Origin of the sequence: Anaeromassilibacillus sp. An250 (genome assembly GCF_002159845.1) — a bacterium.
Taxonomy (GTDB): domain Bacteria; phylum Bacillota; class Clostridia; order Oscillospirales; family Acutalibacteraceae; genus Anaeromassilibacillus; species Anaeromassilibacillus stercoravium.
Map to the genome: position 1 here is coordinate 14,458 of NZ_NFJK01000011.1, position 15,607 is coordinate 30,064.

A 15,607-nucleotide genomic window follows, 5' to 3' on the forward strand; every position below is an offset into this window, starting at 1 on the left:
CAGTCTGTTTATAGGGGATGTTTGCTCATTTATAATAGCGGATGCTTGCGACGACTTTTCCGATCACGGTGACGTCGGTCGCATAGATGGGTTCATACTCCGGGTTATCGGGCTGCAAGCGGATGCGGTCGGGCTCCCGATACAGATATTTGACCGTCGCCTCATCCTCGATCAGGGCGACGACCATCTCCCCGTCCTCCGCTGTGGATACTTTGCGGGCAATCACAAGGTCCCCGTCCAGGATGCCGGCGCATTTCATGCTTTCCCCGCGCACGCGCAGTGCAAAGTAGTCGTCGGCATTTTGGTTGGGCGGGCAGAAGGGGACATAACCCTCCACCTCTTCCACTGCGAGGATGGGCTGCCCCGCAGCCACACGGCCAACGACCGGCACCTGTACAGTGGGCTGCTCCCCCACAAGATGGATGGCGCGGTTGAGGCCGGCGTCGCGGCTGATATATCCCTCGCGTTCCAGTGTCTTCAGGTGCGCGTGGACGCTGGACGTGGATTTCAGGCCGGTCGCTTTGCAGATTTCCCGAACGGTCGGAGGAAGGCCGCCCTGTGCCCGGCTTTTTAAATAGTCGTATACTTTCTTTTGGCTTTCTGTCAACATATCGCATCCTCACTTTCCTGGTGGTGGTTTTCGATCCATTTCCGGAGCCATTCGGAAGAGCATGTTAGAAAAATAGATGGGCGCCTGCGAAGGCTTCTATCCATTGCCCCTTTATTATAGAGAAAGGCGGTACACATCTATGAAAATGGTTATTTTAATAATTCCATTATAACACAGGCGGTCAAAAAATGTAAACGTTTGTTTGTGAAACTTTCGAGGGATTTCTTCCCAAAGCGTCCCTTTTTGGCAATTTCTACGGAAATTCGTTCAAAAAATCTACTGAAATAGTTTAAAGAATATTCATAGCATCGTAACAACTCAAATCGGTAAAGTGAGTATAATAAGAACCGTAATCAAGCAATGGAGCCGCACCAGAACTTGATACATGTTCTACCCTCCTCAATATACCCCTCAAGCTAAGAAGAAAGACCGAATCCGTAAGGGTTCGGTCTTTTTTCATTTGTTGTGTACGGTTCCTATTTTTGCAGCTGCCGCATATTCCCCGAAATAGGTGGCAAAAATAGACTCGGAGGTGCAACGAATGACTAACAACCACTATCAGAAGAACCATTCATCCGGAGGGGCTTCCAAAGGCTTTTACATTGCTCTGGGCGTCTGTTTAATTGCAATCGGTGTGGCCGCCTGGACGACGTATGATAGCGTTATCAACTATGCGACGCCGGAGGAGGAACCATCCAGCAGCCAAACAACGGCCTATCCAGCGAATGAAGCGGTGAGCGGCGTGTTGGAGGTCCCTGGAAGCAGCTCGCCGGGCACAACATCTTCCACACCATCCGCACCGCCGAGCACATCCCCCAGCAGCCAGGCGCCGCAATCCAAAGCGCCGGTTTCCTCGGAAGAGCCCGCCGTAAAGACCACGACGGTTCCATTGTCTTTTTCGTATCCGGTCGATGGAACGGTTGTGCAAAAATTTAGCATCGACAATCTAATCTATTCTAAAACGATGAAAGACTGGCGCGCGCATGCGGGGGTGGATTTCGCTGCGGAATTGGGCACGGAAGTGAAAGCGATCGCCGATGGGACCGTGAAAAACGCTTACCACGACGACCTATTTGGGAATGTCGTGTATATCGAGCACGGCGAGACCGGCGGATGCTACTGTGGCCTGGAAACGATGGACGTGAAAGCCGGCGATACGGTCAAGGCCGGTCAAAAAATCGGGACGGTTGGGACAACCCCTTGTGAGAGCGCTGACGACCCACATCTACATTTTGCGGTTAAGAAGTCCGGCAAGTGGATTGACCCCCTCACAATCTTTGAATAGGCGCCCTCGGCAACGTTTAGGGGCATAAAAAGCAGAGTCAAGAGAGGAATCTTTTGACTCTGCTTTTTTGATCTCTGCCTGTAAAGTTTAGAATATATTCATAAAAATTACAAGAATGTTGCTGGAAATATTATTAATTTCGTGGTACACTATATACGAAATGAAAAGGCCCCTTCTTTTCGGTGAAGTGCGTTTCAATTGATGTAACGGGGTGGAGATTAAATTGGATGCGAGTTGTCCGTTCGGGTGAATCCTTAACAGTTTATTCATGAAATAGACACCGAACGTTACCATACCCAGCGGAAATTTTACTATACTTAAATAGACGGGGAAAGAGAACAGACAGGTTTGTATAGCCCGGTTCCCCACGGGCATACGGAATGAGACTGGTAGAAAGGAGGTACATTCGTGAACAGCAGAGGAGCGGTTCTGGTTTGTGTTACAGGCCAGCGCGATTGTGACAGATTGATTAAAGCAGGGAAGCGGATTGCAGAAGAGCGGTCGGTTCCACTGCATGTATTGTGTGTACAGCCGACTTCGGCGGGGTTCGATGCCGACTGTGAGGAGTTGGAGTATCTGCGGCAGACATCGCGCGACGTGCAGGCAGAAATGTCCGTCTATTTTCATGATGACGCAGCGTTGTTGGCAGTCGGGTTTGTAAAACAAATAGGAGCGACTCATATTGTGACGGGAATGGCGGAAGCCCCCGTTAATGGATTTGTGGAAGTCCTTCATAAGCTTTTGCCCCAAATCCCCATTTCCATGGTGGCAAAAGACGGCATCATATATAATATCTGCCCGACAAACAGAAAGGCAGTGCCCGCCAGAATGATGAATGCATAAGCTGGCGGCTGTTCCAGGGGTCCTGGCCTTGTGCCAGGACCCCTTTTTGCTCCCTCTAGATGGCAATTTACATCTCTTAAATTAGCAAGATGGAATTTTGCTTGTCTGCTTGCCATTTCATGGCCAATGCCGTACAATAGACACATCCCTGTGAAATCCGAAGAAAGGAGGGGGATACACAGATGCTCAAAGAAAACCAACGGATTTTTAATGTGACCATGGTGGTGCTGGATGCATGCATCTGCCTGATTTCTATGGTCCTGGCCTTTGTGATCCGTTTTAACGTGTTGGATGGTGGCCATGACCGCATTGGAATCGTCTACTATTTGAGGCTGATGGTCCTGGTAATCCCGTTTTATTTTTTATTGTATCAATATTTTGGCCTGCACGATTCCTTCCGAAGCAAAGCGCTTGTGTCGGAGATCGGAAAAATTGTTCAGGCGAATATGGTTGGTTCGGTCTTTATCTTTGTGTTGGTCTTCTTTTTGAAGGAGGTCAACGTTTCCCGAATGGTCGTTGTGCTGTTCGCGGGGATGAATACCCTGTTCGGCTCCATCGAACGGGTGGCGATCCGGAAAATCCTGCGGCGCTTGCGCGAAAAGGGATATAACCTGAAGCAGCTCCTGATCGTCGGCTGGAACCAGGCGTCCGGAGAATTTTACGATAAGATCATGCTGAACCGCAGTCTGGGATACGACGTCTGCGGCTATCTGAGCGGGCAACCGGAAAATGTGGGGAAACGCAACCTTCCCTATCGGGGGACGTTCCAGGACCTTTCCAACCTTTTGGAAAATAAGGAGATCGACGAGGTGGTTATCTCGCTCGATTACGATGAATTCCCGGAGTTGGAGGAGATCATCGATACCTGCGAAAGGGAAGGGGTCAAATCCAGCCTGCTCCCCTTCTATACGAAATTCTTGCCCACCAGGCCGTATATCGACGTGGTGGAAGGCATGCCGCTCATCAACTTGCGCCGCGTGCCATTGGACAATTTGGTAAACGGCTTTTTAAAGCGGAGCTTTGATATTGTGGCTTCACTTTTGGGCCTGGTCCTTCTGTCCCCCGTCTTTTTGGGGGTGGCGATCGGCGTGAAATGTTCGTCCCCCGGTCCGGTGATCTACCGCCAGACACGCATCGGCCGCCGCAAGAGGGAATTTACTATGTATAAGTTCCGTTCCATGAGTACGGAGAACAATGCGGATATGACCACATGGGGAACCCGCAACGACGGACGCCGGACCGGGTTTGGGGCCTTTTTGCGCAAGTACAGCCTGGACGAGCTGCCGCAGCTCTGGAATGTGCTAAAAGGGGATATGAGCCTAGTAGGGCCGAGGCCCGAACGCCCGTATTTTGTAGAAAAGTTCCGGGAGGAGATCCCCCTGTATATGATGAAGCACCTTGTCCGTCCCGGGATTACGGGATGGGCCCAGGTCAATGGCTGGCGTGGGGATACCTCCATTGAAGAACGGATCAAATGTGACATTTATTACATTGAAAACTGGACCTTCCTTTTGGATATCAAGATCTTGTTCCTAACCATATTTAAAGGAATTGTGAACAAAAGCGAAGATCTCTGAAAAGGAAGGGATTCTGTGCTATAATGATTCCATAAATGCCTGTGAAAACGAAGATTTCCGCGTGGATAGAGCGTTGCGGCTACCCCAAAGCAGCGGGGACTGCCGTATTGCCGTTTGGCGGAAGGGTGTGGAAATAGGGAGGAGACAGCTTTGCTGCCGTATGTTTTGCTGTTGCTGTTTCTTGTTGTGTCTGGATTCCTCTTATGCGAACGGAATCCAAGCAGGAGGAAAGACGCGATTTACTTGGGGATCGCTTCCTTGGGGTTGATTCTCTTTGCTGCATTCCGCGGGGAGACGGTTGGCATTGACTATCCGATGTATCAGACATACTTTGAACAGATGCATCGGGAGGGATGGCAATTTTTGACCGGGCCACAGAATGAATACCGCATGGAGTTCGGCTTTAGCTTTCTCAACTTTGCGATTTCCCGGTTTACCGGGGATGTCCACGTCTTTATGGCGGTTGCGGCAACGATCCTGGTGCTATTGGCGGCCATTGCCATCTATCGGGATTGTTCCATTCCCTGGGTGGGGATGTTTATCTTTGTAAGTTTCCATTTTTTCGGCAATTCCATGAGTTTTATCCGGCAGTCCTTCGCCATTGGGATTTTCTTATTCGCCATTCGCTATCTCAAGGAAAAGCGTTTTGTGCCATATCTGTTGATCGTATTGCTGGCGGCGACGTTCCACAAGTCCATCCTGCTGCTGATTCCCTTCTATTTTTTGGCGCAGGTTCCCATTTGTTGGAAAACCCTTGCGGTGTATGGGACAGGGACGATTCTAATTATGGCCTTCTTCTGGCCGATTTTCGAATTTATCACCCAATTTGTTTACCAGTTCTATGCAACGGAGGAAGGGCTTTATTTCCTGCGTGGGCGCGATTGGCAGACCGCGTTTATCCCCGTATCCTTGGCGGTTGTGGCCCTTTTGTTGAAAGGCCGCCTACTGCGGCAGAACCCACAGAATGGGGCGCTGGTCCATCTGACGGTATGCACGGGTTTGCTCTTTATTTTAACTTGCCAACATTATATTTTTCAGCGGATTGGAAATATTTTCTTTGCCGGCGCGATTTTTTTGCTCCCCGAGCTCCTTAAAGGGATCCGGATCGAACCCGCTGCGGACGAGGACTTGGAGCAGCGGAGGTTCCAGATGCGGTCCGAACGGAAGCAGCAGATGCGGGAGCGCCGGAAGAGGAAGAGTGTGGAGAACTGGCACCGGCAATATTATTATTACAGCCTCGGCGTTACGCTCTTTTTTGGCACCCTATATTATATCTGGTTCCTGCTGCAGAACCGCATCAATCTGATTCCCTATGTGACCTTTTTTTAAAGGGGATATTTGTGCTTAGAGGCGCAATATAAAACGATAAGAAAGAGGGCGACTATATGTGGGCATATGCCATCATTGTATTTAGCATCTTAATTCTTGGCCTGCTTTTGGGGGAATGGAAACCGAGCCGGAAAAAGGAGATTTTATACCTTTGTATTTCCTCGGTGATCCTAATTGTTTTTTCTTCTATCCGGGCGACCAACGTGGGGATTGATTATTTCCAGTTTTATGTGCCGTTTTTTGAGAATGTCCACAGCGGCGGTTGGGGGTATTTAATCAGCGATGCGAACACCTACCGGTCTGAATTTGGGTTCAGCCTGTTGACATATCTGATTTCCTTTGTTACGGGAAACCCCTTTGTTTATGCGGCGGTGATCGCTGTTTTTATGGTCGGCCTGACCGCGCTAGTGCTCTATCGGGACTGCCCGAAACCGTGGGTTGGGATGTTCATTTTTGTCGCCTTCAACTTCTTTGGGAACACGCTGAGCTATCTCCGCCAGTCTTTGGCAATCGCTATTTTCCTATTTGCCATTCGCTATATCAAGGAAAAGCGGATCGTCCCATACATGTTGCTGGTTTTGTTGGCGGCGAGCTTTCACAATTCCCTGCTGCTGATGATCCCCATCTATTTCCTGGCGCAGATTCCGGTCAACCGGGTTTCTATGGGCGTCTATGCGGGCGTTACGGTTCTGGTACTGATCTTTTCCTGGCAGCTCTTTGACCTGGTCACGCAGTTTGTCTATCAATATTATGCGACTGAGCAGAACCTCTACTTTATGAATGGCCGCGACTTCATGACGGGATTTGTGCCAGTTTTGGCCATGGTGATGATCATCGGCTTCAAAAAACTGTTGCTCAAACAAAATCCAAGGAATGTGGTTTTGGTCAATCTTGCCATGTATACAGGGATCTTTTTCATCTTGACCTGGAAGCATTTCCTGTTCCAGCGGATTGGCAATATCTTCTTTACCGCTGCGATTTTGTATATCCCGGAGCTGTTGGCTGCCTTGCAATCCACCGCCACCGAAGAAGAGAAAGAAAAACGCTTTCTGGCGGGCAAAGGTAGCTGGCGCAATTATGGTTATTACTATGGTTTGGCGGCTGTCATGGCCTTTGGGTTGATCTATTACTTCTGGTTCATCCAGCAAAACCGCATCAACCTCTTGCCGTTCTATACCGTCTTCCAGGAGATCCAGGTGAGCGCTCTGCGCGTACAGGCGATTACGACGACCATCCTGAATACTTTGGTGCAAACCTTTGGATAATAAGAAGGAGACGCTCTTTTTACAGAACGTCTCCCGTTTCTTCTATGGACTTCTCAACCGAGCGCTACGTCTAAAATCATCATCACCAGGAAACCAAGCATGACGCCCGCCGTCCCTGGGTGGGAATGTTCGCCGAGGTGTGCTTCCGGAATAAGTTCCTCCACCACAACATAGATCATCGCGCCTGCGGCAAAGGAAAGGAACCAGGGCATCAATGGCGTCACCGAACCAGCGATTAAAACCGCCAATAGGCCGCCAATCGGTTCGACAATCCCGGAGAGCGCCCCGTATGCGAACGACCGGGTGGCCGACAAGCCTTCTTGCCGCAAGGGAAGGGAAATTGCTGCGCCCTCTGGAAAATTTTGAAGGCCCATTCCGAGGGCCAATGCCATTGCAGCCGCCAACGTCACCGGCGCGCCTTCCTGTGCGACAAGCGCAAAGGACAGGCCGACTGCCATGCCTTCGGGGATATTGTGCAGCGTCACGGCAAACACCAACATGGTCGTACGCTTTAGTGAGGAAGAAATCCCCTCCGGTTGGTCGCTGCCCGGGTGCAGATGGGGAAGGAGCCGGTCGAGCAGCATTAAAAACAGGCCCCCCAAGACAAAACCACCCGCTGCGGGAATCCATCCGATTTGCCCCTGCTCCTCTGCCATTTCAATCGAAGGGATCAGCAGGGACCATACGGAAGCGGCAATCATGACGCCGGCGGCAAATCCTAAGAAAATGCGCTGTAGATTTGCCTTTACCCCTTTGCGGAATAAAAAAACCATAGCTGCGCCCATAGCGGTACAGAGGAAGGTGAATCCCGTCCCGATCAAGGCCAGCCATGCGGGATGCAATCCTTGCATGGACGTCCTCCTTTTCCGACTCCCGATATATGGATTATAATCACGAGAATCGTTATTATGATTATAGAGGAGGAACGTTTGAAATGCAATGGAATTTTTCGCAGGCCCTCCCATCTGGTTCCATCGGAGGGAGGTTTCTACTTTTACCGGTTGGAATTGGGCACAGCGGCCAAGGAACCCTTTTTGTATTTCATCCTGGTGGCCATGCCGCCGCGGATATGCCGCTGCGCTTTGTTTACCTCTAGCACATTTTTTACTTCCCGATAGAGCTGTGGATCGACATATTTTAAACGCTGGGCGACATCTTTATGTACCGTGCTTTTGCTGACGCCAAACTTTTTGGCTGCTTTTCGGACTGTGGCCTTGTTTTCGATGATATATTCGCCGAGCTCGACAGCGCGCTCTTCAACGATGCCTTTCATGGTACGCCCCCCTGTTCTAGTTAGGGCATGTTCAGATTGCAAGCTCAAGACATGGAAAACGGTGCGGTTTTCGCTTGAACGCGCCCTATGCTACCAAATATATGTGGGGGGACCCGAGAATATGAAGGGGCCGTCCTCTGGCGGTTGTTCTGGGGTGCGGCCTATGATATAATTCTAAAGAATGAGCTTTACTGTTGGAGGGACAAAGAATGGATGCCCCAAAGGTCAGTGTGATTGTACCGGTTTACAACTGTGAGGACTATATTGCAAGGTGCATACAGTCCCTATTGGCGCAGACATTACGCGAAATAGAAATTATCGCGATCGACGATGGGTCAACGGACAAATCGGGTGCGATATTGGATCGATATGCTGAAAAAGACCAACGCCTTCGCGTATTTCATCAGAAAAACGGTGGGGTGTCCGCAGCACGGAATAAGGGGCTTCAATACGCGCAAGGAACCTATATCGGTTTTGTGGATGGGGACGACTATGTAGAACCTGATATGTACCAAGAGCTCTTGGCCGCTGTCGATCATCGGGCAGAAGTCGCGATATGTGGTTACGACCTGCAATTTGTTGGACATCGGGAAACTCGGCCATGTCAAGGGGCGCCCCTGATCCGAATCACATCTCCATCGGATTTTTATATGCAATATTTTTGGAAGTCTCCAAATCTGTGGGATAAAATTTATTGCAGGCAGATGATCGAGCAAAGGCGGGTATCTTTTTCCGGTGATGTTGGAGAGGATCTTTTGTTTAACCTGGAACTGCTCCCCCATTTAAAGACCGCAGCGATTGTACAAAAGGTTTTATATCACTATGTACAGAGAAAAAACTCTATTATTCACAGAGGTAATTGGAAAATCCTGCGGCAAGGAGATCTTTTCGAAAACTATCTTGTGAAGTTCTGTGGGAAAGCATCTATGGAGGAGGAGCAGAGCCCTCTACTTTATATTTCTTTCTTCTCGGTGTTAACGGGTTATTTGTGCTCTGCGAAGACAGCTTCGAGGCCATTTGGCTCTCTAAAACATCATATTTATAAATTGACTCGGGACACACAATTATGTGCGATTTGCGAAAAAGCCATGCAGAGTGGGGGGTTGTATAAACTGAGAAAGAAATGTTTGATCACGCCAGCGTTTTACCAGATCGAAAAGTGGCTTTGTTTTTTGCTGAAGCACCGGATGGTCCGTGCTTCTTCAGCGGTTATTTGGATGATAAGCCGGTTGTATGTAAAAAGTCACTTGGAGGATGAAACAACACTTTTCGCATAGTGATCAAAAGGACTCGGTTGACGGCAAAGACCGATTTACCTCAAGCGTATGCTTCATTTCGGAATGGCAAAATTGATAGGGATTGGTAAATTATGGGTCTGAAAGGAAGTGGCTATTCGCAGTGAAAACGTTATTATCTATTTGCAGATATTATGGTTTAAAGGGAACAGCCGCAAAAGTTTGGGAAAAATATGTTGTTGACCGAAAGCGTTTTCACACAGACGGGAAGACAGAAGTACCCACTTTTCCACCTTGTCCAGAGAGAGAACTTCCGGTTATAAAAGAGAGGGTTCAACCGTTCTGTATCTATTATTTGGTCCATTATTTTTATCCGAACCGGCAGGGCGGGACGGAGCGCTTTGTATTCAATATGGCGCGGGCCCAACAGGAAAAAGGGCACCGGGTAAAAGTTTTTACTCTGGGTACGGCAGATTGTAACGAGTACCCATTTTCAGTAGGAGATATCCTGTATCGGACCTTCCTCTTTGAAGGGCTTGAAGTGGTAGAGTTTCGCTATCGCAAGACACCTTATGGGTTGTTTTATAAACGCATCGATCCGAATGATCGATCCATGCATCGTTTTGCCATGTATTTTCTGAAGCAGGATTGTCCGGACATGGTGCATTGTGCCTATCCGCAGCCGATGGCGGCGTTTTTGCAGGCGTGTACAGAGCGTGAGATTCCCTATGTTGTGACATTGACGGACTTCAATATTTTCTGCCACTATGCTACAATGGTAGACCGGCAGGGACATTTTTGCCCCGGCTGTAAACAGGGACGGCGATGCGCAGCGGTATGCAAAACGAATACGGTTCCGGACTTTTCCCAGCGTTATAGATATGCAGCTCAACTTTTGCAAAAGGCTGCTGCTGTTTCCGTACCCTCCGAATTTGTGGCGTCCGTGGTTCATCAGGAATTTCCGGAGGTTGTGCCATATGTGATCCCGCATGGGATTGCACCCGAATTTTCTTTTTCCCGTGGGCCGGTCAATCGAGTCAAGGCTTTTGCGTATGTAGGCACCTTTTCGGAATTGAAAGGAATCCATATGCTCATTGCTGCTTTCCGACGCCTGTCTGGAGCTTATACATTGGAGCTGTATGGGACAGGAACGGATGCCTATGAACGGCAATTAAAGCAGCTAGCAGGAAACGATCAAAGGGTTCACTTTCGTGGGCCGGTTGCGTTTAAGCGCATGCCGGAGATTTACCGAACACACGATTGTATTGTTGTCCCCTCCCTGTGGTATGAGACGTATAATTTCGTGGTTCGTGAGGCAATCGCTACAGGATGCTTGGTGGTGGCTTCCCAGATGGGGGCAATGCCGGAAGCGATACAAGAGGGGAAGAATGGCTTTCTTTTTAAAGCAGGGGATGAAGACGCACTGCTGAATGCCTTGGAATGCGCCGCTCATTTCTCCGGCGATGGTTTCCCGTCGAGGCAACCGTCTACGATAGAGGAAGCAAGCAAGTATGAAGCGATCTACAGGCAATATGTTCCTATAAAATAATGTATGAGAGATTTGGTGACGATCATGAAGCAAATTGAAAAGACTCTTTGACTAATGTATAATTCATAGGACTTAAAAGTAAGGTGTACAAAATTTCTATGATATACAATATATCTTAATAATCAGCCGTTTAATTGCGTCTATTCTTTTAGGGGATCTTGTCGCAATGAATTGCTTGTGCATTCTATGGCGTTTTTTATGGTTCACCGTAATGGGGGTTAGACGATGGATACACCAAAGATATCGGTTATCATTCCTGTCTATAATGCGGAGAAATATTTAGAAAAGTGTTTGGATAGTATTTTGCAGCAAACCTTTAGGGAGATAGAAGTGATCTGTGTAGATGATGGTTCTCAGGATGCTTCAAAACAAATACTTCGGAGATATGCTTCCCAAGATGCACGTGTAATTGTTGTTGAGCAGAAAAATATGTATGCAGGAGTAGCTCGGAACCGAGGGATGGAGCTTGCAAAGGGAAAATATTTGATCTTTTTGGATGCGGACGATTTCTTTCACCCAGATATGTTGAGGAGGGCTTACGCATGCAGTGAACAATACAGGGCAGACATTACGATATTTAATGTAAAATGTTTTTCCGACCAAACAAAGATTACTTTTAAAGGAAAGTGGTTATATAATAAAGATTTAATACCGCAAAAGCAGCCTTTTTCAATGCATGATATATATTCTCAAATTTTTCAAATCACAACAGCGGCGCCGTGGAACAAATTGTTTAATAGGGAATTCATACAAAGGGAACAAATCCTTTTTCAGGGGACACGTAGTACAAACGACGTATATTTTGTAAATTTGGCGTTGGCACTTGCAGAGCGGATTGTCACGATTGACCGCTCTTTATTGTATTACCGCGTAGATACAAAAAATAATTTGCAAAACACACAAGAACAATCCCCCCTTGACTTTTATACAGCATGTAGAGCTTTAAAGAAGTCTTTAGAGCAGAGAAAGGCCTTTCAGAATGTAGAGCAAAGCTTTGTAAATTTTGCTTTAAGCTGTACAATGAATGCTCTACGAAAGGTAAAGAACGAAGAGAGCTTTCGGGATATATGCGAATGTTTTCGGAGAGAGATTGCTATGGAATTAGGCATCCATTCTCATATAGAGGATCGTGATTATTTTTACAACGATGAAGATTATAGAATTTTGATCCATTTATGTAACGCATCCATTCCTAGCAATAAGGATTCTATTTTTAATTTAACAGGGTCTAACAACCTTGATAAGAAGCCGTTACCCGGATTACGGAAGTGGCGAGGAATTCTTTTGTGTTTCTATCATCACGGATTGTTCTATACTTTAAATGAAGTATTAAAAACGTTAAAAAATAGATTAGGGTGAACGAACATGTTACAAAAAATGCGGAAATACCAGTTCCTCTTTGAGGAGCTGGTAAAAAGAGATTTTAAGAAAAAGTACAAACGCACCGTATTGGGGATGTTTTGGAGCGTCCTATCCCCTTTGCTGATGTTGTTGGTCATGAGTTTGGTTTTTACGCAGTTCTTTGGGCGGTCTACGCCCCATTATACGATTTATCTTTTTAGTGGACAGCTGGTATTTTCCTATTTTACCGATGCGACAAATAGTGGTATGTCCTCGTTGATGGACAATTCCACAATATTTTCAAAAATTAATGTACCCAAATACATGTTTTTATTGTCGAAAAACGTCTCGTCCTTCATCAATTTTTGTTTGACATTAGTCGTGTTCCTTCTCTTTGTGGCGATCGATGGGATTCCATTCCGTTGGACCTTCCTTTTGCTGCTCTACCCAATCGGATGCCTGGTTGTGTTCAATATCGGCATGGGACTTATCCTATCTGCGCTGTATATGGTTTTCAAAGATGTCAAATATCTCTATACGGTGGTTACACAGGTCATTATGTATTTTTCTGCAATCTTCTATAACATAGAAGCGTTTTCTCTGCACATCCGCTATCTGTTCTATCTAAATCCTATTTTTGTTTATATCCGCTATTTCCGCAAGATTGTAATTGAAAACGATATCCCGGAGCCGAGTTTCCATCTATTGTGCGCCTTTTACGCGTTGGTTGTCTTATTGATCGGTGCATTCATCTATAAGAAATACAATTATAAGTTCCTGTATTATGTGTAAGGAGGCATTACGATGATCATAGAAGCGAAGGATGTCTCCATCCGCTATATCCTAGGGGACTTTAAAGACATCGGGATCAAGGAGTATGTGCTCCGCAAAATCAAGCGGAATTACCATGTGCGGGAATTCTGGGCCGTGGACGGCGTATCATTCACATTGGAACGCGGGGACATGCTTGGGATCATTGGCAGCAACGGCGCGGGCAAATCCACGCTCCTAAAGGCTGTCACCGGCATTATGGTGCCAACAAAGGGCTGGGTCAAGGTCAACGGGTCCATTGCCGCGTTGCTGGAATTGGCCAGTGGCTTTGACGGGGATTTGACCGTGCGCGAAAATACGTATCTGCGCGGGGCGATGCTCGGCTATACCCGCAAATTTATGAACGAAAAGTATGAGGAGATCATCGACTTTTCGGGCTTGCAAGAGTTTCAGGACCGTCCCTTCAAGCAGCTCTCCTCCGGTATGAAATCCCGGCTGGCATTTTCCATTGCCTGCTTGGTACGGCCGGATGTCTTGATTCTGGATGAGGTCCTCTCCGTAGGCGACGGCGCGTTCCGGAAAAAGAGCGAAGAAAAAATGATGGAGATCATCAATGGCGGCGCAACCACAATCTTAGTTTCCCATCTGTTGGAGCAGGTGCGAAGTATGTGCAACAAAGCCCTTTGGCTGGAGCGTGGGAAGCAGATTGCCTTTGGTGACGCCAACGAGCTCTGCGACCGCTATGAAGAATTCTTAAGCCAAAAAAAATAGGCGAATTTTTGGAAAAGTGGCATTAAGAGGCGCATTAGCCTCTTTACTTTATCTCGCTAATCTAGTATTATATTGGTATATCACCCCTCCACACTCCCGGCAGTGGTCCGGCGCGGCAGCGGAGGGGCTTTATCTGATTTTTGAGAGATTTAAGAAGGAGAGAGTACGCATGAAAAAACTGTGGGGAATTTTTCTGGCGGCGCTGATGGTCATCGGCTGCGTGGGATGTGGCAACGGAGCAACAGGGAATGGAGACGACGCTGCGGGATTGGCCACGAATGGCGATATGGCGTCGGAAACCGGAGGAGAGGCGGCTGACGAATCTTGGACAAAGGTCGAAAGCGCGGGCCAGCTCATACTGGGCTTGGACGATGCATTCCCGCCGATGGGCTTTGTCGATACGCAGACCGGCGAATTGGTTGGGTTTGATATCGATGTGGCAACCGAGGTGTGCAGCCGGCTGGGGATTGAGCTGGTCACACAGCCCATCGATTGGGATAGCAAATCCGCAGAGCTCAGCAATGGGAATGTCGACTGCCTCTGGAACGGCTTCAGTGAAACGCCGGAGCGCGCAGAGGAATTTAATCTCAGTATCCCTTATATGAAGAACGACCAGATCATCTTAGTGAAATCCGATTCCACCTATCAGGGTTTGAACGATCTGGCGGGAAAGATTGTCGGGGTGCAAGCGGATTCTTCTGCTGAGGTTGCGCTGAATGAGAACCCTGACTTCAAGGATACGCTTCAAGAAGTCGTACAGATCGACGACTATTCCAAGGCTGTTATGGAAATCCAGAATGGAACCATTGATGCGATTGCCATCGACGAAGTGGTGGCGCGCTACTATTTGCAGAACAACCCCGGCGCCTATACCATCTTGCAGGATGAAAACGGCGACGACGCTTCCCTGGCAGAGGAAAACTATGTCATCGGTTTCCGCAAGGGCGACGACGCTTTGAAGGAAAAAGTAGAGGGCGCTTTGAAAGAGATGTCGGCAGACGGCACGTTGGCGGAAATCTCCAACAAGTGGTTCGGGGAAGACGTCACAACGATTCCGGCGGAGGAATAAGAAGCAATTTCCATGAAAAGGGCTGAAAAGGAGGTGGTTGCAGCGTGAATTACCAGGTATTGCTGTCCCAGATGTTGGAAGGGACGCTGATGTCGCTGCGCATCTTTTTTTCCACGCTGCTTTTTTCCTTGCCACTGGGATTGTTGGTGGCGCTGGGACGTATGTCCAAAAATCCGATCATTAATTTGCCTGTGCGGTTCTACATACTGGTGATGCGCGGTACGCCGCTGATGCTGCAATTGCTGTTTATCTTTTATGGCTTAAAGCCCATTTTTGGTATTCAGCTCGACCGCGTGATTTCCGCGCAGGTGGCATTTGCCTTAAATTATGCCGCCTATTTTGCAGAGATTTTCCGTGGAGGAATCGAAGGAATCCCGCAGGGACAGCATGAGGCGGCAAAGGTGTTGGGCTTTACCAAGAAACAAACCTTCTTCCGAATTGTTTTGCCGCAGGTGGTCAAGCGGATCATCCCGCCGATGGGCAACGAGTTCATCACATTGGTCAAAGATACATCGCTGGCCCAGGCGATCGGCGTGGTCGAATTGCTGCGCATTACGGAAAATTGGGTGTCCTCGGCGGTCGACATGACCCCGTTCCTGATCGCGGGTATTTTCTATCTGGTGATGAATGGCATCGTGACGCGCTGCTTTACCGTGGCAGAAAAGCGCCTCAGCTATTACCGTTAGGAG

At 48.1% G+C, this 15,607-nt stretch carries 15 protein-coding genes; 12 read left to right on the forward strand and 3 right to left on the reverse strand.

All coding sequences use genetic code 11. The features are described 5' to 3' along the window. Positions 1 to 25 precede the first annotated feature (25 nt). Positions 26 to 610, reverse strand: a complete 585-nt coding sequence (gene lexA, locus B5F54_RS10670) for a transcriptional repressor LexA (RefSeq protein WP_087234025.1) — start codon at positions 608 to 610, stop codon at positions 26 to 28. 541 nt (positions 611 to 1,151) lie between these two features. Here lexA and B5F54_RS10675 point away from each other — a divergent pair. From B5F54_RS10675 to B5F54_RS10695, 5 genes are all read left to right on the forward strand, one after another. Then, on the forward strand, positions 1,152 to 1,895 hold the full coding sequence (locus tag B5F54_RS10675) for a M23 family metallopeptidase (RefSeq protein ID WP_087234027.1): 744 nt from the start codon (positions 1,152 to 1,154) through the stop codon (positions 1,893 to 1,895). Between the two features lie 408 nt (positions 1,896 to 2,303). Next, entirely contained in the window at positions 2,304 to 2,738 is a 435-nt protein-coding gene (locus B5F54_RS10680; protein ID WP_087234029.1) for a hypothetical protein, read from the forward strand. Positions 2,739 to 2,920: 182 nt separating this feature from the next. Beyond that, positions 2,921 to 4,315, forward strand: a complete 1,395-nt coding sequence (locus B5F54_RS10685) for an undecaprenyl-phosphate glucose phosphotransferase (protein WP_087234031.1) — start codon at positions 2,921 to 2,923, stop codon at positions 4,313 to 4,315. 150 nt (positions 4,316 to 4,465) lie between these two features. After that, on the forward strand, positions 4,466 to 5,644 hold the full coding sequence (locus B5F54_RS10690) for an EpsG family protein (RefSeq protein ID WP_172749695.1): 1,179 nt from the start codon (positions 4,466 to 4,468) through the stop codon (positions 5,642 to 5,644). Between the two features lie 56 nt (positions 5,645 to 5,700). Further along, complete coding sequence (locus B5F54_RS10695; RefSeq protein ID WP_087234035.1) at positions 5,701 to 6,909, forward strand: EpsG family protein; 1,209 nt, start codon at positions 5,701 to 5,703, stop codon at positions 6,907 to 6,909. A 53-nt stretch (positions 6,910 to 6,962) separates the two neighbouring features. Here B5F54_RS10695 and B5F54_RS10700 read toward each other — a convergent pair whose 3' ends face one another. Together B5F54_RS10700 and spoIIID are read right to left on the reverse strand one after the other, a co-directional pair. After that, complete coding sequence (locus B5F54_RS10700) at positions 6,963 to 7,760, reverse strand: ZIP family metal transporter (protein WP_087234037.1); 798 nt, start codon at positions 7,758 to 7,760, stop codon at positions 6,963 to 6,965. A 143-nt stretch (positions 7,761 to 7,903) separates the two neighbouring features. After that, complete coding sequence (spoIIID, locus tag B5F54_RS10705) at positions 7,904 to 8,182, reverse strand: sporulation transcriptional regulator SpoIIID (RefSeq protein ID WP_087234039.1); 279 nt, start codon at positions 8,180 to 8,182, stop codon at positions 7,904 to 7,906. A gap of 209 nt (positions 8,183 to 8,391) precedes the next feature. Here spoIIID and B5F54_RS10710 point away from each other — a divergent pair, with 209 nt between their 5' ends. From B5F54_RS10710 to B5F54_RS10740, 7 genes are all read left to right on the forward strand, one after another. Beyond that, entirely contained in the window at positions 8,392 to 9,459 is a 1,068-nt protein-coding gene (locus tag B5F54_RS10710; RefSeq protein ID WP_087234041.1) for a glycosyltransferase family 2 protein, read from the forward strand. A gap of 121 nt (positions 9,460 to 9,580) precedes the next feature. Next, positions 9,581 to 10,966 carry a glycosyltransferase gene (locus tag B5F54_RS10715; RefSeq protein ID WP_195560108.1) on the forward strand — a complete coding sequence of 462 codons (1,386 nt, stop codon included), beginning with the start codon at positions 9,581 to 9,583 and terminating at the stop codon, positions 10,964 to 10,966. Positions 10,967 to 11,191: 225 nt separating this feature from the next. Then, positions 11,192 to 12,325: a glycosyltransferase family 2 protein gene (locus B5F54_RS10720; RefSeq protein WP_087234045.1), complete on the forward strand. Its 1,134-nt coding sequence runs from the start codon at positions 11,192 to 11,194 to the stop codon at positions 12,323 to 12,325. 6 nt (positions 12,326 to 12,331) lie between these two features. Continuing rightward, the gene (locus B5F54_RS10725) at positions 12,332 to 13,099 is read left to right on the forward strand and encodes an ABC transporter permease (RefSeq protein ID WP_087234047.1); all 768 of its coding nucleotides are present in this window, start codon (positions 12,332 to 12,334) and stop codon (positions 13,097 to 13,099) included. A gap of 12 nt (positions 13,100 to 13,111) precedes the next feature. Continuing rightward, positions 13,112 to 13,849, forward strand: a complete 738-nt coding sequence (locus B5F54_RS10730) for an ABC transporter ATP-binding protein (protein WP_087234048.1) — start codon at positions 13,112 to 13,114, stop codon at positions 13,847 to 13,849. 169 nt (positions 13,850 to 14,018) lie between these two features. Further along, complete coding sequence (locus B5F54_RS10735; RefSeq protein WP_237966203.1) at positions 14,019 to 14,918, forward strand: amino acid ABC transporter substrate-binding protein; 900 nt, start codon at positions 14,019 to 14,021, stop codon at positions 14,916 to 14,918. Positions 14,919 to 14,962: 44 nt separating this feature from the next. Further along, positions 14,963 to 15,604 (forward strand): amino acid ABC transporter permease, encoded by a 642-nt coding sequence (locus B5F54_RS10740; protein ID WP_087234050.1) that lies wholly within the window; start codon positions 14,963 to 14,965, stop codon positions 15,602 to 15,604. Positions 15,605 to 15,607: the final 3 nt, after the last annotated feature.